Annotated in this window: 19 protein-coding genes; 5 read left to right on the top strand and 14 right to left on the bottom strand. The window is 46.7% G+C overall.

Translation table 11 applies throughout. The features are described 5' to 3' along the window. Positions 1-155: 155 nt before the first annotated feature. Complete coding sequence (locus WG89_RS26925) at positions 156-1019, bottom strand: WD40 repeat domain-containing protein (RefSeq protein WP_153301859.1); 864 nt, start codon at positions 1017-1019, stop codon at positions 156-158. A gap of 672 nt (positions 1020-1691) precedes the next feature. Here WG89_RS26925 and WG89_RS26920 point away from each other — a divergent pair. Further along, a complete protein-coding gene (locus WG89_RS26920; RefSeq protein ID WP_062270743.1) occupies positions 1692-2192 on the top strand; it encodes a lactoylglutathione lyase family protein in 501 nt (166 codons plus the stop codon). 163 nt (positions 2193-2355) lie between these two features. Here the strand turns inward: WG89_RS26920 and WG89_RS26915 are convergent, their stop codons facing one another. The 3 genes from WG89_RS26915 to WG89_RS26905 form a co-directional block, all read right to left on the bottom strand. After that, on the bottom strand, positions 2356-2958 hold the full coding sequence (locus WG89_RS26915) for a glutathione S-transferase family protein (protein ID WP_062270742.1): 603 nt from the start codon (positions 2956-2958) through the stop codon (positions 2356-2358). Between the two features lie 117 nt (positions 2959-3075). After that, positions 3076-3705 (bottom strand): ankyrin repeat domain-containing protein, encoded by a 630-nt coding sequence (locus WG89_RS31795; protein ID WP_245662989.1) that lies wholly within the window; start codon positions 3703-3705, stop codon positions 3076-3078. 72 nt (positions 3706-3777) lie between these two features. Further along, a complete protein-coding gene (locus WG89_RS26905) occupies positions 3778-4851 on the bottom strand; it encodes a putative transporter (RefSeq protein ID WP_062270740.1) in 1074 nt (357 codons plus the stop codon). Between the two features lie 196 nt (positions 4852-5047). Between WG89_RS26905 and WG89_RS26900 the strand changes: the two genes are divergently transcribed. Then, complete coding sequence (locus WG89_RS26900; RefSeq protein ID WP_062270739.1) at positions 5048-5875, top strand: hypothetical protein; 828 nt, start codon at positions 5048-5050, stop codon at positions 5873-5875. Positions 5876-5955: 80 nt separating this feature from the next. Here the strand turns inward: WG89_RS26900 and fkpA are convergent, their stop codons facing one another. The 3 genes from fkpA to WG89_RS26885 all read right to left on the bottom strand — a co-directional run bounded on the left by fkpA (position 5956) and on the right by WG89_RS26885 (position 9114). After that, the gene (fkpA, locus tag WG89_RS26895) at positions 5956-6699 is read right to left on the bottom strand and encodes an FKBP-type peptidyl-prolyl cis-trans isomerase (RefSeq protein WP_062270738.1); all 744 of its coding nucleotides are present in this window, start codon (positions 6697-6699) and stop codon (positions 5956-5958) included. A gap of 400 nt (positions 6700-7099) precedes the next feature. Next, positions 7100-8326: an organoarsenical effux MFS transporter ArsJ gene (gene arsJ, locus WG89_RS26890; RefSeq protein WP_062270737.1), complete on the bottom strand. Its 1227-nt coding sequence runs from the start codon at positions 8324-8326 to the stop codon at positions 7100-7102. Positions 8327-8340: 14 nt separating this feature from the next. Then, the gene (locus WG89_RS26885; protein WP_062270736.1) at positions 8341-9114 is read right to left on the bottom strand and encodes a metalloregulator ArsR/SmtB family transcription factor; all 774 of its coding nucleotides are present in this window, start codon (positions 9112-9114) and stop codon (positions 8341-8343) included. Positions 9115-9206: 92 nt separating this feature from the next. On the opposite strand from WG89_RS26885, the gene WG89_RS26880 reads away from it, so the two are divergent. After that, positions 9207-9461 carry a hypothetical protein gene (locus WG89_RS26880; RefSeq protein ID WP_062270735.1) on the top strand — a complete coding sequence of 85 codons (255 nt, stop codon included), beginning with the start codon at positions 9207-9209 and terminating at the stop codon, positions 9459-9461. Positions 9462-9519: 58 nt separating this feature from the next. Here WG89_RS26880 and WG89_RS26875 read toward each other — a convergent pair whose 3' ends face one another. Next, positions 9520-10521 carry an ArsJ-associated glyceraldehyde-3-phosphate dehydrogenase gene (locus WG89_RS26875; protein ID WP_062270734.1) on the bottom strand — a complete coding sequence of 334 codons (1002 nt, stop codon included), beginning with the start codon at positions 10519-10521 and terminating at the stop codon, positions 9520-9522. Between the two features lie 339 nt (positions 10522-10860). After that, positions 10861-13545: a M1 family aminopeptidase gene (locus WG89_RS26870; protein WP_062270733.1), complete on the bottom strand. Its 2685-nt coding sequence runs from the start codon at positions 13543-13545 to the stop codon at positions 10861-10863. A gap of 422 nt (positions 13546-13967) precedes the next feature. On the opposite strand from WG89_RS26870, the gene WG89_RS26865 reads away from it, so the two are divergent. Further along, positions 13968-14270 carry a PBPRA1643 family SWIM/SEC-C metal-binding motif protein gene (locus WG89_RS26865; protein WP_216638565.1) on the top strand — a complete coding sequence of 101 codons (303 nt, stop codon included), beginning with the start codon at positions 13968-13970 and terminating at the stop codon, positions 14268-14270. A 59-nt stretch (positions 14271-14329) separates the two neighbouring features. On the opposite strand, the gene WG89_RS31425 is transcribed toward WG89_RS26865, so the two are convergent. Then, positions 14330-14497 carry a hypothetical protein gene (locus WG89_RS31425; RefSeq protein ID WP_172806933.1) on the bottom strand — a complete coding sequence of 56 codons (168 nt, stop codon included), beginning with the start codon at positions 14495-14497 and terminating at the stop codon, positions 14330-14332. A gap of 236 nt (positions 14498-14733) precedes the next feature. Between WG89_RS31425 and WG89_RS26860 the strand changes: the two genes are divergently transcribed. Further along, entirely contained in the window at positions 14734-16032 is a 1299-nt protein-coding gene (locus tag WG89_RS26860; RefSeq protein WP_062270731.1) for a protein kinase domain-containing protein, read from the top strand. A gap of 38 nt (positions 16033-16070) precedes the next feature. Here WG89_RS26860 and WG89_RS26855 read toward each other — a convergent pair whose 3' ends face one another. From WG89_RS26855 to WG89_RS26845, 4 genes are all read right to left on the bottom strand, one after another. Then, on the bottom strand, positions 16071-16484 hold the full coding sequence (locus WG89_RS26855) for an HIT family protein (RefSeq protein ID WP_062270730.1): 414 nt from the start codon (positions 16482-16484) through the stop codon (positions 16071-16073). Positions 16485-16552: 68 nt separating this feature from the next. Beyond that, entirely contained in the window at positions 16553-16822 is a 270-nt protein-coding gene (locus tag WG89_RS30785) for an SET domain-containing protein (RefSeq protein ID WP_172806932.1), read from the bottom strand. After that, positions 16770-17768, bottom strand: a complete 999-nt coding sequence (locus WG89_RS26850; protein WP_062270729.1) for a hypothetical protein — start codon at positions 17766-17768, stop codon at positions 16770-16772. The genes WG89_RS30785 and WG89_RS26850 overlap by 53 nt, the downstream gene beginning before the upstream one ends. A gap of 46 nt (positions 17769-17814) precedes the next feature. After that, positions 17815-19160, bottom strand: a 1346-nt coding sequence (locus WG89_RS26845) for an MATE family efflux transporter (protein ID WP_062270728.1), incomplete at its 5' end; no start/stop codon positions are given.

Below are 19160 nucleotides of genomic sequence, written 5' to 3'. Positions count from 1 at the left end.
TCATTGGGCGGTGGAGAATAATCTGCACTGGATTTTGGACGTTGCATTTTCAGAGGACGCATGTCAGATAAGCACAGGAAATGGGGCTGAAAATTTCTCCATTCTGAGACGGCTTGCGCTGAACGCTATCAAAGCCAATAAGGGAAGTCGCAGTATCAAGAGTCACCGGAAGCTAGCAGGGTGGGACCATAAGCACCTGAAAAAGCTGCTTTGCTCAGTCGTTCTGAATTGATGCAATTGCCCTGCAAGCGACCATTGTCGGAAGGTTCCGGATTTTTATCGTAGTTCCAGACCTTGACCGTCATGTCTTCACTCAGAGTGGCGACCCATTTGTCTTTCGGACTAAAAACCATGTCAGCGATAGAGCCTTTATGCCACATTCTGGCAATCAGTGCCGGCTCTTCAATACCGGTTTCAATATTGTTGAAATTGGGGTTATCAGGTTCGGCTTCGTAAACATAATCCGCTTCATACTGGCCGTAGTTCGCATCGGGTACTCTGGACCGCACTTTAATGTCGCTCAGATCCAGTAACTGCGCTTCACCTTTCGCTGTACCCACGACCATATATTTTTCAGTACTGTCAATGGCTACTCGGGTGGCATCCTGACCGTTTCTGCTGTTGGCAATGGCTTTGAGAGCCAAGGCTGGTACTCCTAAAGCATTGACCAGAATGCCCGTTTGGGCCCAGAGTTTTGCCAGGTCGTCATCGGAGGCCGTAGCCGCATAGTTTTCTGAGAATATGACTTGCCCTATTCGGGCGTTATGGCGAATAGTAGCGATGCTGTTTCTCGATTCAGGCGCTGAAAAGTTAACGGATCGGTCCACATTCCAGAACTTGCCTCGAAAGTTTTCCCCAACTGTTGCTACACAATTTCCTTGCTGGTTGTACGCAATGTCATTGATCTGTGCACCATGGGCAAAGGTAACAATAGGTACAAGGGTATCCTGGGCTTGAGCACAGAAAGATATCCCTATAGAGATAAGAAAGACTTGAATCCAGAGAATTGAGCGAAACATATTGACCTCGATAATGTGACAGTAATACCGCTGATCATCAGTAGCTTTGGACAGGAGAAAGAACACACTGCTTATCACAAACTAAAAGTAAGCAGTTGTTTATGTTTAAGTTGATTCAAGAAGTTCGAGAAGAATAGACAAAGAACATGAGTCTTTAAAATTTGTGAATCTTACTCTTTTTTAAAAACTCAAAATCTGTTCGAGCTGAACCTGTCGAAGACCAATAGCAGCAACGTTCGACAAGTACAGGGTGAACGGAATTCGTATGTAAATAGGGAAGTTATTTAGAGATAAATTCTAAGGGCGGTTGTTAATAATTTATCAGTGCTCCATTTTATGGGGCATATTCTATAAATTTAAATTATCTATTGTTCGACTTCGGTGAATTAAGGTGCTTACAGTGATGACTACCTTTTCTTGCTAAGATCACAAACCTTTATCAGATTTTGTTAATTAAAATAACCCGGAAAACCATCTTAATCTGATAAATGTTTGTATTTTGCTCGAGCTTTTTTGATTCGCTGGAGAAAACCAAAGATTTATATCGGAAGAATAATAAGGTTTAAGAACTTGGCTGTTTTTAACCGGAAATTAGTGAGAAAAATTTAATCATCAACTATAGTTTACTCGCGAATTCAGAATGCAACTGATTATAAAACAGGAGACACTTTCATGAGTTCCGTTTACCCAAGAAATTTCAGTCACATTGGACTTTCTGTTCCTGATGTTGAAAAAGCAGTAGCGTTTTACACTGAAGTGATGGGCTGGTATTTAATAATGCCACCAACAGACATCAAGGAAGATAACAGTGCTATTGGTATCATGTGTACTGATGTATTTGGTGCTAACTGGGGTTCTTTCCGAATTGCTCATTTATCGACGGGAGACCGTGTTGGCATCGAAATCTTTGAGTTTCCGAACCATGAAACCCCAGCCAATAATTTTGAGTACTGGAAAACAAGTGTCTTTCATTACTGTGTTCAGGACCCGGATGTTGAAGGGCTGGCGGAAAAAATCGTCAAGCACGGTGGTAAACAGCGAATGCCTGTTCGTTATTATTACCCTGGGGAAAAGCCCTACCGAATGGTTTATATGGAAGATCCGTTTGGGAATATCCTGGAAGTCTATTCCCATAGTTACGAATTAGTTTATTCAGCCGGAGCCTATCAGTAAAATAAATATGATTTTTATTTGACGATGTTTTCAGTGAATTAATGAGCTTCAATATAAATCACTGCAGGCTATTTATGCCTGCAGTGATCTTGTTTTAGGTCTGGTTAATCCGCCACTGTCTTGAATACAGAAAACACTCTATTGCCGGTAACAATATATAATATTAAGGCCGCTCTTTCTTCAAAGCTGCTTTATACTCAGGCAGAGTAGAAATATGTTGGGCAAGCCTGTGGATGTTTTTTCCGATGTCAATTTTAGCGCGTGGCATATAAGCAGGCCCCCAGTTTATATACAGGGCGATCAGATAATCAATGGCAGTCGGAGCGTCTCCAATCATGTAATCCTTGTGTTCCAGTTTCTTGTCAATGATTGTCCACAGTTGAGAGACATTCTTTCCAAGTGTCATAAGGTAAGCTTCTTTTGCTTCTGATTCCGGGATATATTTGCAAGCAGAAAGAACTCGGGAATATGCAGGATGGAGATTTGCGACATTGAACATCAGAGCCTGATAAAAATCAGCGCGATCTTGAGCATTCCTTGGGAGCATCTCGTTGGGGTGCTGCTCTAACAGGTAAAGAATAATCGCCGCACCTTCAGTGATGATTTTATCACCGTGTTTTAAAGCAGGAACCTGGTGGGTTGGAGAGATGTCCTGATAGTTTTCAACATCATCACGATGAATGACTTCATAATCCATGCCTAACTTTTCAAGCAGAATAGCAATGGCTGTTGAGCAGGATCCTGAGATAGTGTAAAGAGTATACATAATATTTGCTTAAGTGAGTTGATTAGTGCCTTAGGGTGCTAACTACTTGTCAATAGTAGAATCCACTTTGTCATAAAAATATCATTGGCAAGGTTTCTGAAACACTTTGTGAAATGATCACATATCAGTGATTGTGTCTCTGTTCAGTCGCTTTGCAAAGTCGATGGCAGTGTATCCATCATGGCCTTCGATGGTTGTTTTGGCGGAATGTTGGATCAGTACCTTTACACTGTCTTCATGACCATTCCATACAGCATCGTGCAAAGGTGTATAACCATTAAATGGTCCCTGGGCATTGAGAGTATGTCTGGCATCATCGTCTTCAAGCAGAACTTTCAGTGTTTCCTCATGGCCTGAGAATGCTGCCTTATGCATGGGCAGAGAACGCATATAGCTATCAACGATTGTTTGTGATGCTCCATGCTCTATAAGCAGGCGGGTGTATTGCGGTAAACCATCCCGGCTGGCAAGTAGCAGCGGGGTATGAGCATCATTGCCATTGTTTTTGTGAGGCAATGGCAAATTTATGTCAGCCTTATTAATAGCGCCACTCTCAAATCCTTTGCGTAAAGCTTTGGCCTTTTCGGTATCGCTCTTTTCAGAGAGCAGGCCGGTCCGATTCACTTTTCCCCTTATCTTGATGTTGTGCAAGCACGCGAAGAAACTCAAATAAAGAGGTAACTTCTCTTGTGATATACCCTGATGAGGACGTAACCGGGAGCGCAACAGTGTCCAGAATCCTTCCATTGTGCGCACATGAATTTCATGAAAATCGCCGCCGTCATATCAGAGGCGTATATTATGAATTTAAATGATCTCTTATTCGATTTCAGCGTATTCAGAGGCTGAAGAATCGAATCGATAGCCAATGTTTACTTCAAACTCTCGTAGTCGCTTAATAATGGAAAGCAGCTCTGTCACCGTTGCCCAGTTTTCAGTGAAATAAGAAAGGCTGTCGGAGACACTGCCAAAAGCATGAGCCACTCTGTTTAATGTTCCCATCAGAATAATGCCGTAGATAACACCCGGGCCAATGACCAGAAGGTCGGCAATCACTACAAATTGAAAAAAGAAGTTTTGCCAGAGCGAAAAGTAAGAATAGTTAAGAAACAGAGTGAAGTAGTTTCGTCGCAGGCCAGTAAACAACTCAACAAGAGTCGGGGTATCAGCATAAGACTTGTCATCTTCTGCATAGACCAGTTGTTTTCTGAAGCGTGCTTCGACTTTCTGGTTGTTGTATTCAAGGCCTGGCAGACGAATGCCTACAAAGTAGGAAATGATAATGGCACTGAAAGAGAGCAGGCAGGAAAACCAGAGCAGAGAGCCCGGAATCTGCGCCATCAACTCCAGACCTTTCAGGGATTGGGGAATCCGGTCAAAATTATCCATGAAAGCCGGGCTGGTGAGCCAGTTGGATAGCTTGTTGCAAACCTCTTCACTGAGTGTCCAGAGGATGGGAATAAAAGCAATCAGCGTAAGGACAGAACGGAACAGTCCCAGGGCCAGTTGCTCGGTGACTCTGGCAAAGCGCTGGGGATCTTCCTGCATTCTCTGGGATGCACCTTCAACATCATGATCCACTTTTTGCCAGAAGGGCAGGTAAGCCATCGTCATGGCCTGCCGCCAGCGAAAACAGTAATGCTGTGAAAGAAAGTTGGAAAGGCTTCTCAGTAGAACAAAGGGAAAAACAATCCAGCAGAATAGGATGATGAGTTCCCAGAAACGGCCAATGGTTTCCGGTTTGGCCAGCTGCATCATATCCCACATTTCGCCGTACCATTCATTTAGCTTCACCATCATACTGACTTCAATAAAAATGGACGTCAGCAGGACAGCCAGTCCTCCCCAGGCCCATAGAGCCCATTGTTTTGACATAAAAAAGCATTTTAACATCCCTGAATCCCTCTACTGCCTGGTACTTAATCTCGACTAGTTTAGACAGCTGGAGGCTTGATTCGTTCAAATGTTGAACTCCGACTTCGCCAGATGGGAGAGAGGAGTCAGATGAGCAGGCTGGGCGCAATGTAAATAGGAATACATTTATTCAAGACCTATGCTCTTAGAGGCTTGAATAGAGAGTGGTTTTTTGATGGCTTTTCGTTTCTGGTTAATGACCCTGATGATGTTCAGTCCAGGGTTATGGGCGCCTGTTCATGTCATGGATATTAAAGGCAATACGCTCCCATTTTCTGACCGTCCGCTTCTGATCAGCAGTTATGAGCAGATGGAAGTGTTTCTTGAATACTCACCTTCAATGAATGTCCCGGGTAATGAAATAGGTTTTCTGGATATATCTGTTATTGATCCGTTGGGTTTTTCAATGAAAGGGCTGATGCCAGGGATCAGAAAATTGTTTTTAGAACAGGTTGTATCCATGCAACGTTCACAACAACTGGTGAAGCTTTCTGTCGAGTCGGGAGAAAAGCTCGCTTACAACGGTCGTATGGTGCTTCACATTCATGCAGGAGAGGACGAGGGAGAAAACTTCGTGGGGTTTGAATTCAAGAGGAGTACTGTCGTGTATGAGCCGGAAGATTTTGGTTTTCGATTAGGGCGATTTCTGAAAGAGAGTCGCCTTGATGTCAGTGTGCTCGATATTGTGACCTGTTATGGCCAGTCTGTTGTGGAAGCCATATTTAAAGGTATTAAGAAAGCCGGTGTGACGGATATTTCAGTACAGTCATTTAAAGCCTCCGAGATGGTGATACCTGGAAAAATCGAGGGAAAAGAGTTCAGGGAAGATACCGTAAAAATTACTTTCGATGACAAGGTCTATCGGATTGATGCAGATGACTTCTTTCTGCGGGGCAGTGCCCACAGTATTCCGGACGAGTTAAAACTGAATTTCCAGATTGGCAAGCCTGATCCGGTGGTGCCACCGCCCCTGGCTGAAGAATCTATGGATTGCACTCCCTGAAATTGACCATTAAAGGTTCAGATAAAAAAAGGCCGGAGAGTATCCGGCCTTTCTCTGGACTGAACAACAATCAGTAATAATTACTTCTTGTCGCCAGCAATGTCCAGCAGCTCAACTTCAAAGATCAGGGTAGAGGCTGGTGGGATAGAACCGGCAGCCTGGTCACCGTAACCCAGTTCAGCAGGGATATACAGCTTGTACTTGGAGCCTTTAGGCATCAGCTGCAGACCTTCCTGCCAGCCTTTGATCACGCCGTTCAGAGGGAAGGTAGCTGGCTGACCACGCTCAACGCTGCTGTCAAAGACAGTACCGTCGATCAGAGTACCTGTGTAGTGAACGGTGACCTGGTCTTCAGCGCTTGGCTTGACAGCGCCTTCTTCACCGGCTTCTACGACTTCGTACTGGAGGCCGGAATCAGTGGTTTTCACACCTTCTTTCTTGGCATTCTCTTTCAGGAAGTCAACGCCTTTCTTACGGTCTTCGTCCAGACGCTCCTGAACCTTCTTCTCGATAATGGGGCGAATGCGCTCTTCGTGACCCTGCAGAGCGGTGCGAATCTCTTCGTCATTCAGCTTGCTCTCACCACCCAGAGCTTCCATGAAGCCTTTCTTGAGCAGTTCGCGATCAATGGTGATACCCATTTCTTCCTGCTGCTTGAGGGTCTGGTCAGCGTAGTTACCCAGAGAAGCGCCCATAGCGTAGGCAGCTTTCTGTTCAGGGGTGTCCAGCTTGACTTCTTCAGTAACGGGTTGGGCGTTGTCCTTACAACCAGCGGCAAGAGCAACTACAGTTGCCAACGCGGTCACTTTGAGAACCTTTTTCACTATTTTTCTCCAATGGGTTGGTCAAAGTCCTGCCAGTAAAGGGCTTAGACCCGGGAAGACGGGGAACATCCCTGCCTTAATGAATAAACACTGAATAATGGCACAGAGATTGGGGTAATTGAACTTTTCAAAGCCTTTTTTGTGGATTCTGACAGTCTCTTGACCTTTTTAGGCTGGATGTTGACGAAAATGGCGTCTTTTTTAGCACATTTGTACCTCTTTGTATGGATTCAGCCTCTGTCGTAATGGTCTTGGCGAGAACATTTTTTTCGCTTATGGCTGATTGATACGAACCGTTTTCGGCGAATAATTATGAGCACGGTCTTTATGGGAGAGTAAGTCATTCTAAGAAGAGGGAGCAGCTTCGAGGGTTTTTCGTCATCGAAGCTGTTATCTACAATCAAGAGCTTGAAAGTGCGTGGGGATGCAAACGGGGTAAGCCAAGTGAAATCAGTGTGGTCAGAGCTATAAACAGACAGGACACCCAGAGACAGATCACCAGCCCGCCTTCCTGAAACAGCCAGCCTGATAAAATTGTGCCAATCAGTCGGCCCATGGCATTGGCCATATAATAGAAGCCTACATCCATGGATGCGCCATCTTCCCGGGCATAGCTGACAATCAGATAAGAGTGAAGAGAAGAGTTAATGGCAAAGATGCCACCAAACACCATAAGTCCACCCACAATGGTCAATTCAGGGTGCCATTGATACTGAATGCCACTGGCTACCACCAGAGCCGAAAGCAATAGCGCTGCAGCCCAGAGTGTTGCCGATTTTCTGCCGGGAGGTGCGTCACTTTGATTGCCGGTGATGCGAGGTGCAATGCCCTGAACCAGGCCGTAGCCAATAACCCACAGAGCCATGAAACCACCGGTTTCTGAATGGCTCCAGCCAAAAACACTGGACAGGTAAACCGGCAGGGCGATGACAAACCAGACATCCCGGGAGCCAAACAGAAACATTCGGGCGGCAGAAAGAATATTGATGGCGCGGTTATCAGAAAAAATGTGGCTGAACTTGGCCTTGGCTTTGGACTTTCCCATATCCCGGTTCAACCAGATCAGACTCATAATCAGGACGGCAGCCAGCACTGCCGCCATGGCAAACAGAGTGTTTCTGAAGCCAATCAGGGTAAGCAAGGCACCTCCTATAAAGAAGCCAGCGCCTTTCAGGGCATTCTTGGAGCCTGTGAGAATAGCCACCCATTTGTAGAGTTTGCCCTGCTGTTCATTACTGACCAGCTTTTTGATGGAGGTTTTGGCACTCATTTTATTCAGGTCTTTGGCTATACCTGAAAGGGCCTGGGCAAACATGACCAGGGGAACAGTGAGCCACTGGCTGGGAACTGTGAGTAACAACAAGGCAAAAATCTGCAGCCCCAGTCCGAAATTCATGGTTCGGTTCAATCCCAGTCTTGAACCCAGCCAGCCCCCAACTAGGTTGGTGACGACACCAAAGAATTCATAGAACAGAAACAGCATGGCAATCTCCAGGGATTCATACCCCAGGCTGTAAAAGTGCAGTACGACCAGCATTCGTAATGCACCGTCTGTAATGGTGAAGTTCCAGTAATTAAACGTCACCAGCAAGTATTGCTTGAGGTCATAGGAAAGCGTTTTGAGCATGATGATGTTCCCAACTATTCCGGCAAAGTCTGGGTGGACGGTGCTTTATTAAAGAGCGCTTTCAGGCGAATCTTTTCCTGATTGATAAAATCAGGCTGACCGTTGCGAGTGGTGGCCAGAACCAGTTTCATCCACTGAGGCAGTTCGTCACTGAGACGATAGAAAATCTGTTGTGCCCGGCGGTGAGTGGTGAGAATTCTCAGGGTGCGCATCTGAGCCAGGTGTCGTGAAACCTTGGACTGGTTTTCCTGCAGGGCTTCTACCAGATCATTGACGCACAGTTCCTGCTCGTCTTCGATCAGCATAAGAATGCGCAGTCGTGTATTGTCCGAGAGCAGTTTGAAAAAATCGGCCGGACAGGAACCTTCCTTGTTAACACCGGGAGAGTTCAGCTTCAGAAACAGTTTTATATGTTCATTCAGTGCTTCAGCGGTTTCTTCAAAGGCAGCCAGTCCTTCCTGATCTTTCGGGTCGGTCAGGTCCCAGTGCAGCAGTGCTTCTGACTCCGGGTAGTGGGCACATTCATTCTTGGCGTTATCACACAGTGTGATAACAAAATCAAAGTGCTGCTCGTTCAAGTCGTGCAGACTCTTACTGGTCAGGTTGCCCGCAGGAATATCGAGTTTTTCCAATGTCTGATACACGCGGTCATCAATGCCCTGGGGTTGGGTACCCGCGCTGAAAACTTTGAAATGATAGCCGTCCCTGTGACGAAAAATGGCTTCGGCCAACTGGGAGCGGGCAGAGTTTCCAGTGCAAAGGAACAGTATGGAAAGCGGTGGCGTCATTGAGAATGAATTTCCGTAATGTAGGTTCTCAGAATGCTTTGAGGGATTCTTTGCTATGCTGATATCCCAACCAATAAGAACGGGCAGTAAACATGAGTCTTGAAGCCAGAGTGCAGCAGCTGGAAATAAAGCAGCGTCTACAGGATGATTGTCTTGGTCGTGTGATCCAAGTCATTGATGGCACCCATGAAGTGGTTTCATTAATACTGAAAGAGCAAATCGAAACCCGGAAAGACATAGCTGCCATTAATACTAGACTGGACAAAATTGAGTCTCATTTCTCTCAGTTTGGTACACGCTTTGACCAGCTGGAATTACTTATCCGCCAGTCGCATGCCGACCATTAAAACCCGCATCCTGTAAAGCTCTGTCCGGCAGGGGAAACTCCCGGACAGATGTCTGAATTCAAGCCATTCCAACCTTTCTGGCCAACTCTGCGGTTCTCACGGAGTAGCCCATCTCGTTGTCGTACCAGGCATAGATTTTCACCATACGGTTATTGACCACCATCGTGGAGAGGGCATCAATGATGCTTGAGCGTGGATCACCGAGGTAATCAATGGAAACCAGAGGTCTTTCCTCATAGCCCAGAATACCTTCCAACTCGTTCTCTGCAGCTGATTTCAAAAGACGGTTTACTTCTTCAATACTGGTGTCTCTCCCCACTTCAAAAACGACGTCTGTCAAAGAAGCATTAGCGAGAGGAACCCGGACAGCATGACCATTCAGCTTGCCTTTCAGCTCAGGGAAGATATGAGTAATGGCGGTTGCTGAACCGGTGGTCGTTGGGATCAGGGACATTCCGCAGGCTCTGGCACGACGCAGATCCTTGTGGGGAGCGTCCAGTATAGTCTGGGTATTGGTGATGTCGTGAATGGTGGTCATGGTGCCACTGACAATCCCCAGCTTTTCATGAATGACTTTAACGACAGGCGCCAGGCAGTTAGTAGTGCAGGAGGCTGCGGTCACAATGCGATGGTTTTCTGGATCAAACAAATCGTCATTAACACCCATGACGGCATTCAGAACACCTTCTTCTTTCACGGGGGCGGTGACAACAACCCGCTTTACACCTTGGTCAAGGTATTGCTGAAGAATGGCGGTTTTCTTGTGAACCCCTGTACCATCAATAACAACGTCACAATCAGACCAGTCAGTATCTCCGATGTTTTTGACCTGTGTGCACTCAATGGAATGACCTTCAATAGTGATGCTGTTGTCAGTGGAAGAGATGTTTCGTGACCAGCGACCCTGAACAGAATCAAATTCAAGGAGGTGTGCCAGGGTGGGAGCATTACCGGCAACATCATTGATCTTGATGAACTCCAGTTCCGGCCAGTCAAACGCTGCACGCAGTGCAAGACGACCAATTCGACCAAAACCGTTGATACCTACTTTAACTGCCATGATGACCTCACGGATGACTTCAGTGTTAAGAAAATCAGGTTAATATTTGTATATGCGGATAATCAAATATAAAGACTTTGGCGTCAAGGCATTCATGTTGATTTGAGTAAATCTACCTAAGAGGCTGTCTATTCTCGGTCAGTCCGCAGGAAAGACTAAACACAGGGTTTTTCTCGAAATAACTTCCCGATTTACAGATAGATGCCACTCACCCTGAGCTTGTCGAAGGGGGCATTGGGCTTCGACAGACTCAGCCCCAACGGGTTTTGAAAGGGGGTCAACAGGAAGTTAATTCCAGGTAAATCCATAGTCGTATAATGTTGCAGTTGCTTTTGAAAACTACCTTTGACTCAGTTGGCCACGTAGTGTCAGGCAGTGCTCAGCGGCTGCTTTTTTCAGAGTTAGCTGATACTGAATGTAAGGATAGGCTTGATAGTGGTTCATGGCATTTTTAAATTGGGTAATGCCGTGAACAGAGCAAGCATTGGGAATAATGTAGTTCAAATAAAGCCATTGGAGGTTCTGAGGTTTCTGAGTGAGAAACTGCAAACCATCCAGAGTTTGCCCGGCCACTTGTTGGGCCAGTTGGATTTGACTGGGTGGAAAAAGAGAGCCGTGGAGGCCACTGAGGGATTCAGAAGCCTGACGGCTGGTTTCCTGAAGTTGTTGAATCGTTTGCTGAACGAATTGTTGTTTGATTTTGAGCTCAGGTCGCAGGGCTTGAGCCGCTCTGGTCTCACTCTGTTCAGAAGACGATGCAGTGTTTGTTGGTTCCTGATCTATTCGTTTAATTATGCCTGGATAATTGTATTCCATCAGTTTTTTCAGCATGTCCCAGCGTAGAGTTTGTGTCAGTTCCAGGCCACTGAGTATGGGGCGACGATCCAGAAGATCTTCCAGGTGAGCCAGTCCGTTGGGTGTATGAGCAACCACCAGATAAGTCCTGAACCAGCTCATCTGCTCAATGCTGCCCGGTATGGCAATCATTAGCTGTTGCCAGACAAAGGCTTCCAGTTCATCCAAAGGGTCTGTCAAAGTTTCCTGCAAGGATTCATCCTGATAGCGGATGGATTGCAACTGTATGAAGAGCTCAGTCAGAACCTGTTGAGACTGAAAAAGAAGGGCAGGAGTATTTTCTTCCGGGATCTGTCTGTAAAGTCGGCTCAGCATGGCAGAGACATCTATCTTTGCCTGTAAAACATCTTGATACAGAAGGTCGATCAGCTGGGTTTCAAACAAGAGAGAATCTCCCCTGTTTTGTAATGCGACGTTTCTTGTCTTTTCATCCAGCTGAACTTCTATATAACCATAGTCGTTTGTATTGGGGAAAACTGCATCAGGGCAGGGAACTTTTCCAGAAAAAGGTACTTTTGCTTTCTTGCCATCCAGAGTGGCTGACAGGCTTCTATACAGAGACAACTGATGGTTTTTCTGACGATAAAGCCCAACGTTTAGCAGGTGGTCACGGATAATGTTCTTATCAGGGCCTTTGGCAGACTGCAGCAGTGTTATTTTGGTCAAAAACTGATCTTTGCATTCCCACCGGGCTTCCACCTGATTAACTCCAGGTTTGAACAGCCAGTTTTCCGGCCAGTGTTTCAGCTTTTCCCCGGAAGCGTCTCTCATGAACTGAATAAACTGCCCGGGTTTAGTCCCTTTATCCATATTCTGGCCTAGATAGTCCCTGACGCCCTGACGAAAAGCTTCTCCAGTCATACGGTATTCAAGCTGCCTCAGTATTGCCGGACCTTTACCTCGAACTGACTGATAAAGAGGCATTCCATTTTGCCTCTTTGCTTCCTGGCTGGATTCTGTTTTTACCAGCAGTGCCGGAACCTGCTTGTTTGAATCGGCCTGATAGGCAGGGGCTTGCAGGTTTCGGTAAAAATAGGGCCAGGTACCACCCGGGTTTGCACCTTCTGCCATTGCCTTGTAACTCATTAACAGTACCAGACTTTCATGCAGCTCTGTTCCATCCCACCATGCGGGTGCGACGGAGCGGTTTACCCAGTTGTATGCCAGTTCGTGGTAAATAAACTGTGCCTGGATCTCAGGGTATTTTTTGGCATGGAACGAATGAATCAGGGCTTCATCAAGCAGCCTGTAATCCGTATTACCAGATGAGGTTCTTCGTGGTAAGAGCACGAGATCGAATTTAAGGCTTGGGTAGGGCGCATCAAAATAGGTTTCAAAAAAACTCAGGCCATGCCGGGCATAAGAAAACCAGCTTTGTGGGTTCATTGCTTTGGCCAGGGATTTTCTCGCCAGTAAACGCAGGGGCGTTTTACCGCTGGAGTCTTTCCAGATTCTAAAAGGGCCGGAAGAAACCTTAAACAGGGATGGACTGATAGGCTCTGAAGAAGGGAAATACCACCAACGTTTATCACCCTCCTTGAGGGTCTGCTTTTCTGATGCAACGGTAATAACTTGCCAGTCTTCAGGAGATTTCACGGTTAACTTGTAAGAGGCTTTGAGATCGGGCTGATCAAAAACCGGAAATATACGCCCATTATTGAAAGGGGAAGCCTGTGAGAAGAGGTAGAGCTGCTGATCTTTAGGGTCGTGAAAATGATTCAGTCCAGTCCCCTGTGCTCTGTAGTTCTGGATGAATTCTATTTCTACAATATTCTGTCCTTCTTGAAGACTGCCTGGAGCAAAGGTGATGAAGCTACCGTTGTATTCTGGGTTGGCAGGTTCAGCATTGATCAGCAGTCGAGTCACTTCGCCCTGCTGAAAATCAAGTCTTAGAGGCTGATTGGCTTGTTTTAATGAGAAGGTGATGGATACTCGGCCGGAAAACTGTTTGCTTCGGGTTTCAGAGACATCAAGATAAAGTTCGTAGCCGAGATTTGAGATCATTCTCTGTCTAGAACTGGCTTCTTCCCGTGTCAGACTGCTATTAACTTTGTCTGGGCGTTTGGGCTGGGCGTTATTTTTACCCGTGTGAAATTTAAAACAACCACCCAGGCTAAAGACTATTAGCAGCAGTACTATAGTGCGAGTTGTGACCTGGGGCAGCGACATTCGACGGATCCTCTGGCAGCCATCTATGAGGTTTTCGGGTTCAGGTTCTGATACAGACCAGCACCTAAAGATAGACTAAAAAGCCGATCAGCCATCACTAAGGTTCCAGATCAAATCAAGAGGGCTTTCCAAAGCCGATTTTACACACGGATACTGTTCACGCTGCGCTTGTCGAAGGTGGGAGTGGGCTTCGAAAGGCTCAGCTCGATCGGGTTTTGAGAGGGTTTCAACAAGGAAGCTAATCCTTTACCGGCTATTCGGTTATAAATCCATCAGACTTCTGGCTAAATTGCCCCAAATCCAGTAGATTACGTCGGTTTTATTGGGTATCCCTGTTCTGGTGATCATCAGGCTCGGATATTGAATCTTTACCGATCAAGAGTGGTGGGCTACCTATGCTTTATGCCGAAGGCAACCGTCTGATGAACCTTACTGATAAACACAGTCGTGGTTTTGAACGTAAGAAAACTGCCAGGCTGGGCACCGAGAAGAATCCTGCCAGCGTGATTGTTCAGAATGAAGAACGAGAGCAGGAACTGGCGGCTATCTTCGAAGAAAACAGCTGGTTCTACACCATTGAAGTGGATGAAGAGCAGCAGGAAGATATTTCTGACCTGGAGCTGCTGAAGAACCTGCCAACCACCAAAGTGGTTGAGAAAACACCGGGCCGTAACGATCCCTGTGTCTGCGGAAGCGGTAAAAAATACAAGAAGTGCTGTGGCTGATCATACCCGGTACTGAATGAGAACCTGCCCAAACTGCCTTGAACATTGTTTATTGATTTTCATGGTAAACGGGGCAGGCTCCCTCTCTTCACTTTTTCGATCAATACCTCCTTCCTTACTTCCCACCTTTTAAGCGTTAAATACCTGGGCTGATCAGCAGCAGCGTTGATCTGGCTGGTTGCCTGATGCCTTTCACCAATCCGTTGTTGCAGATGGTCGACAGACATGAGACGGATTGCCTGTAGACAGTGGAGTGAACGCTACACTGGTTAAGTGATTCAGTAGAAAGGACTTTTGGGCCATGGACAGTATCCCGGGATCGCATCGCCATCACACTGTTAGCGACAGATCTGATAGCTCGAAGGGAAAGCCCGCCAGAAGAAATAGAGGCGGACGGAAAACAGGCACCCATCAGGGAAAACAGACAGAACCGGTTAAACCGACCAAAAATCTGTCGCGAACTATGAGTTCTGAATCTCTCGATTCGGGTTATGAAAGCCCAGGTTCACCTACATTACAGGATTCCCTGAGCCGATTCGGGTCTATTGGAACCACTGCTCCTGCTAACCAGATCACCAGAACACTGCCTTTCGATATTGAAAAATTAGCCCTGGATGAGGTCTCCCCTGTACATTGCAGTGACACCGTTGAACTGCTCCCTGTTATGGGTCCGGACGGCAAAGCGACTTCCCTGATTTTCAAAACCTTGCCACCGTCTCTGGATGATGACGAAAACAAACAGGCCTGGGCCTGGAAAACGATTGAAAATGAATCTCATGTTTTTGCCAGCGTTCCTGAAGATCCCAAACTGGTGAAGAGCTATGGCGTGCAAAACATCAATGGTCGTAAAGGATTGTTGCTGGAGCGTATCCAGGGACCGTCACTGGAGCAGAGATTCAAGGAATTGAGAACACTTTATCTTGATGGTCAGCTGACCCGAAGTGAATATATGTGTGCCAACAAGTTACTCACTAAACAGGCTGCACAGTGTCTGAAGCATCTGCAGGATGCAGGCTTTATGCATGGTGATTTCAAGCCGGATAACCTGCTTTATGACACCACTCAGAATCGCCTGCGACTGATTGATCTTGGCACCAGCACCCGGTTTGATGAGGTGGCAAGCCCAGGTCATGAACTTTATGCAGACCCTGCTGCCGTGTCATTCAAAGTCATGGATAAACGTCGCTTCCAGCCTATGCCGCCTGATGACAGGGAAGTGATGACTGATGAGTTGAGAGAAAAGCTACCAAGAGGTGCCCAGAGTGACCCGAAGATGGATGTCTATGGTCTTGGTCAGATGGCGTACATTCAAGGCTTCACCCAGGGGGAAGAGACTCAAATGTTTACCATGGGTGCCGATCTCGGGTCTTTCAGGTCGGGTGCTGAGTACAGGATTCATTATCTCTATACACAGATGCCTGACCGTTATCGTGACTTCGACGTCTTGCCAGCCTTCTCTCACGATTTTCCGAAGAAAGAGCTCGACACTGCTATGGCACTCACTCGAAAAGCTATGGAGATAGGAGGAGATTATTACTCCTTTATCAACAGCACATTGTCGCCGCTCAGGGATAAGAGGGCGACCATCGATGAAGTGCTGGACTCTTCTTTTCTCAAGTTAAACAAACATGAGATGAAGAAAGCAGAAAGAGTGCTTAGAACCAGTTCGGAAAAGTTTCAGGCCTTGAAAGCCAGTGCTCAGCAACAGGAACTGGTTCAGTTAATGAAAAACAACCCCGGGTTTCGTCCTCAAAAGGGGTGAGCCGACGGGGCATCCATAAACTCCCTGAACGAATTGATCTATTCCTGCCTTAAGCTCTGATCTGTTCGTTGCAGGGAAGCCTTCCAGAAATTGTCACCTTCCCGCCTGCACTTTACATGCAAATGGAAATGCCAGACATCCTGAGAGCCCGCAGGTTCGTTGTTTTGAATCAGGGTAATACCGTCGGCTTGCCAGATTTCTTTGGCAAACAAAGCGACTTTCCTGGCGAGTATCATGACGTCAACCAGCAAAGTGTCATCCATGTCGTATATATTTTCAACGTGCTGTTTGGGAATAATCAGCAGACCCGGACCTGACAGAGGTTTATGGTGTAAAGGCAGACAGACAACCGCAGAAGCTGTTTCATAAAGCACTTCAGCCTGCTTCTCGGTTTCAGAGTTGAGGATTCTGCAGAAAGGGCAAGAGTAACCTTCGGGCTCATGGTTAAACATGATCTGGAATCTTCTTCTTGTTTAAAGCTGAAGTCTAAAGGCATTTCCTCTTGATTCATACGTCATCATTACTGGAGTATGAAGTTTTTTACATTGAATGGGCTTCGTTTAGCTTTTTTGAGCGTAACCTTGCCGTCAACTACCCGAACGTACTTTTTTGGCTCCTGAATGATGCGTTTTTTCACGCCCTTTTCAAAGTCGGTTTCAATTTCCTCATCATAATCCCATAGCAACTCTTCGTCTGCTTCAATGGGGCGTGTAGTATAGAATTTAACCGTGCCGTCTTCACAGACAAAGTGAGCCGTGTTGTTCTTCCCGCTTTCGTTTGTGTCGTGCACAGTCCTTTTCAGCTATGACCAGACGCTCTGCATTGGACTCCCATTGGGCCCTGAGCTCACGCATTTCATGAACCTGTTTTTTATAGTAATGCAGGGTTTTCGCCAGTCGATGCTCCAGAGTTTTTCTTTGTTTGCACTCCAGGGATTGCCTCAGTTCGGCAAGGACTTCATCGATTTTATCCAGTTCAAGGGGAGGCTCTTTTTCAGGCTTATCCATTGAAATACCGCTGTCCCGGTCGTCCTTAGAGTCAAATGAGCCTACGGAAATGTCATCATAATGCTGACTTTCAGGTGTGCCCTCTCGCTCAGGGATGTAAGAGCAGGCAGTACCTTGAGAGCGTTGTGAGGGGGTTGGACTGACAGGTTGGTCGAGAAAATCATCTACAAATTCTGGCTTATCCATATAAGGGAGCACTTCTTGGTGACTGGATACTCTTCGATGGTCTTCTGGAAGCACAGAACGATAGTCGATCTCTTCTCTGCGTATGTAATTGTTATGAACAAACTCGGGGACTGGCGACGCAGGGTAATGGGATTGTTCAGGCGGATGCGAATAATAGTCTGGTGCCAGGCTGACAGGGCGGCTCGAATATTCTGCAGCAGGTGAAAATGGCCTGTTTAAAAGAGGCGCTGTATTGGGACAATGAGTGATTCTGGATCGTTTTTGCTGATAGAAATCGTCATAAAACGGCCTCTCCCTCGGTAAAAAGGCGCCGTACTCTGGCACTGGAGGTGGTGAAACTGAAAAACGATTAAAGGGCCGGTAATCACGATTTCCAGGCAGGTGAAGATGGTTATCAGGATAGTTCCTCAAAGGCGGTTTGCAGAACTCATTCAGGAGCTGGACATTTTTCTGGTTGGGCAGGATACGCGCAGCATATAGGAATTTTCCTGCCCCTGAAAACGGCAGAATCTGATAACAGGAATAGACTGTCTGATAGATCAAACCCCGGAGCCCATGTTTATAGCTCCGAGATGATCTTTTGGAGGGGTTAGCTGGCCGTTTTATCCACCAGTTTTCCGGCTTTTTCTTCAGTGTGCATCTGCTTGAGCTGTTTCAGAAGTACAGAAAACAGAGCTGTGCAAATCAGAGCCATAAGCGTGTTGGCAATCGGGAATGAAATCCAGACACCTTCGAGGCCTTGCAGGGGGGAGAGTATCAATAACAGCGGCAATAGCAGTACCAGCTGTCGCATACTGGTCATTAGCAGTCCTGCCAGTGGTTTGCCCATAGCTTGAAAATAACCGGCACTGATGGTCTGGAAGATCAGGAAAGGCAGACACAGCGTTATCCATTTCAAGCCAGGCACAGTAGCCTCAATCAGTTCTGCTTCCTTGGTAAACCAGCTGACAAAAAACTCCGGGTCTATCCAGACAATGGCAACCAGAATATAGGTTAAGGCCAGGCCATAAAGAATGGCTTTAATAAAAGCGGAGATCACCCGGTCAAACTGTCGGGCACCAAAATTATAACCGGCAATAGGAATGAAGCTCTGGTTAAGACCAATAATAGGCACCATCATCAAAGCCTGAAGTCGGTTAATGATGCCGTAAGCTGCAATCAGCAATGGGCCGCCATACAACAGCAGGGTTTTATTCATCACTACCAGCAGGGCAGCATCACCCAGTTGTCGGCCAAAGGTGGTTCCGCTCAGGGCAACAATCTCTTTCAGTAGTGGCCACTGCCAGGAAAAGAACTCGGCTCTTAACCTCAACGAACTCTTCTTTCTCAGGTAGATCGAAATACTGTAACACCAGCCTGTGATCTGAGCGATCACAGTAGCCAGAGCCGCGCCTTCCAGTCCCATATCAAGAACGGCGATAAACAGGGCATCCAGAAGAATGTTGAGAAAGGACGACAGCCACATGCTTCTCATGGACAGTCTTGCCAGTCCTTCGGCCCTGAGCATCTGGTTCATGCTCATCCAGCTGCCCAGAAAGGGGATTCCGATCAGGGCAATCAGGTAGTAGCTTTTGGCCAGAGGCAAGGTTTCTTCTGAGGCGCCAAACAGGGTGAGAATGGAGTCCGTCAGCATATAGGCCAGGCTACAGGCTACCAGACAGAGAACGACAGCCAGAGAAAAGCCATTACCAAAAGTCTGACGTGCCTTTTCAAGGTTACTCTCACCCAGTCTTCTGGAAATGATCGACCCGGCACCGGCGCCAATAGCCATTCCCAGGGTAGGCAAAAGCAAGCTTATGGGGTAAGCCAGCGTAACGGCGGTAATGCCCTGGCTGCCGACATAGTGGCCAATAAAAATAGTATCAATGGTGTTGTAAAGCATGATGGTCAGCATGCCAGCACTGGCTGACAGCATCATACTCAACAAAAGTTTAT

The organism is Endozoicomonas arenosclerae (genome assembly GCF_001562015.1).
Lineage (GTDB): Bacteria > Pseudomonadota > Gammaproteobacteria > Pseudomonadales > Endozoicomonadaceae > Endozoicomonas_A > Endozoicomonas_A arenosclerae.
The sequence above is the reverse complement of the archived record's forward strand: the minus strand, read 5'-3'. Positions and strand labels throughout refer to the sequence as shown.

What these genes read in the sequence shown, in the direction of transcription:
- WG89_RS26905 (WP_062270740.1), bottom strand. Translation starts at nt 4,851, where the DNA reads ATGTTAAAATGCTTTTTTATGTCAAAACAATGGGCTCTATGGGCCTGG.
- WG89_RS31795 (WP_245662989.1), bottom strand. Translation starts at nt 3,705, where the DNA reads ATGGAAGGATTCTGGACACTGTTGCGCTCCCGGTTACGTCCTCATCAG.
- WG89_RS26885 (WP_062270736.1), bottom strand. Translation starts at nt 9,114, where the DNA reads ATGACGCCACCGCTTTCCATACTGTTCCTTTGCACTGGAAACTCTGCC.
- WG89_RS26925 (WP_153301859.1), bottom strand. Translation starts at nt 1,019, where the DNA reads ATGTTTCGCTCAATTCTCTGGATTCAAGTCTTTCTTATCTCTATAGGG.
- WG89_RS26855 (WP_062270730.1), bottom strand. Translation starts at nt 16,484, where the DNA reads ATGTTTAACCATGAGCCCGAAGGTTACTCTTGCCCTTTCTGCAGAATC.
- WG89_RS26865 (WP_216638565.1), top strand. Translation starts at nt 13,968, where the DNA reads ATGAACCTTACTGATAAACACAGTCGTGGTTTTGAACGTAAGAAAACT.
- WG89_RS26875 (WP_062270734.1), bottom strand. Translation starts at nt 10,521, where the DNA reads ATGGCAGTTAAAGTAGGTATCAACGGTTTTGGTCGAATTGGTCGTCTT.
- WG89_RS26860 (WP_062270731.1), top strand. Translation starts at nt 14,734, where the DNA reads ATGAGTTCTGAATCTCTCGATTCGGGTTATGAAAGCCCAGGTTCACCT.
- arsJ (WP_062270737.1), bottom strand. Translation starts at nt 8,326, where the DNA reads ATGCTCAAAACGCTTTCCTATGACCTCAAGCAATACTTGCTGGTGACG.
- WG89_RS26880 (WP_062270735.1), top strand. Translation starts at nt 9,207, where the DNA reads ATGAGTCTTGAAGCCAGAGTGCAGCAGCTGGAAATAAAGCAGCGTCTA.
- WG89_RS31425 (WP_172806933.1), bottom strand. Translation starts at nt 14,497, where the DNA reads ATGTCTGTCGACCATCTGCAACAACGGATTGGTGAAAGGCATCAGGCA.
- WG89_RS26870 (WP_062270733.1), bottom strand. Translation starts at nt 13,545, where the DNA reads ATGTCGCTGCCCCAGGTCACAACTCGCACTATAGTACTGCTGCTAATA.
- WG89_RS26920 (WP_062270743.1), top strand. Translation starts at nt 1,692, where the DNA reads ATGAGTTCCGTTTACCCAAGAAATTTCAGTCACATTGGACTTTCTGTT.
- WG89_RS26900 (WP_062270739.1), top strand. Translation starts at nt 5,048, where the DNA reads ATGGCTTTTCGTTTCTGGTTAATGACCCTGATGATGTTCAGTCCAGGG.
- WG89_RS26915 (WP_062270742.1), bottom strand. Translation starts at nt 2,958, where the DNA reads ATGTATACTCTTTACACTATCTCAGGATCCTGCTCAACAGCCATTGCT.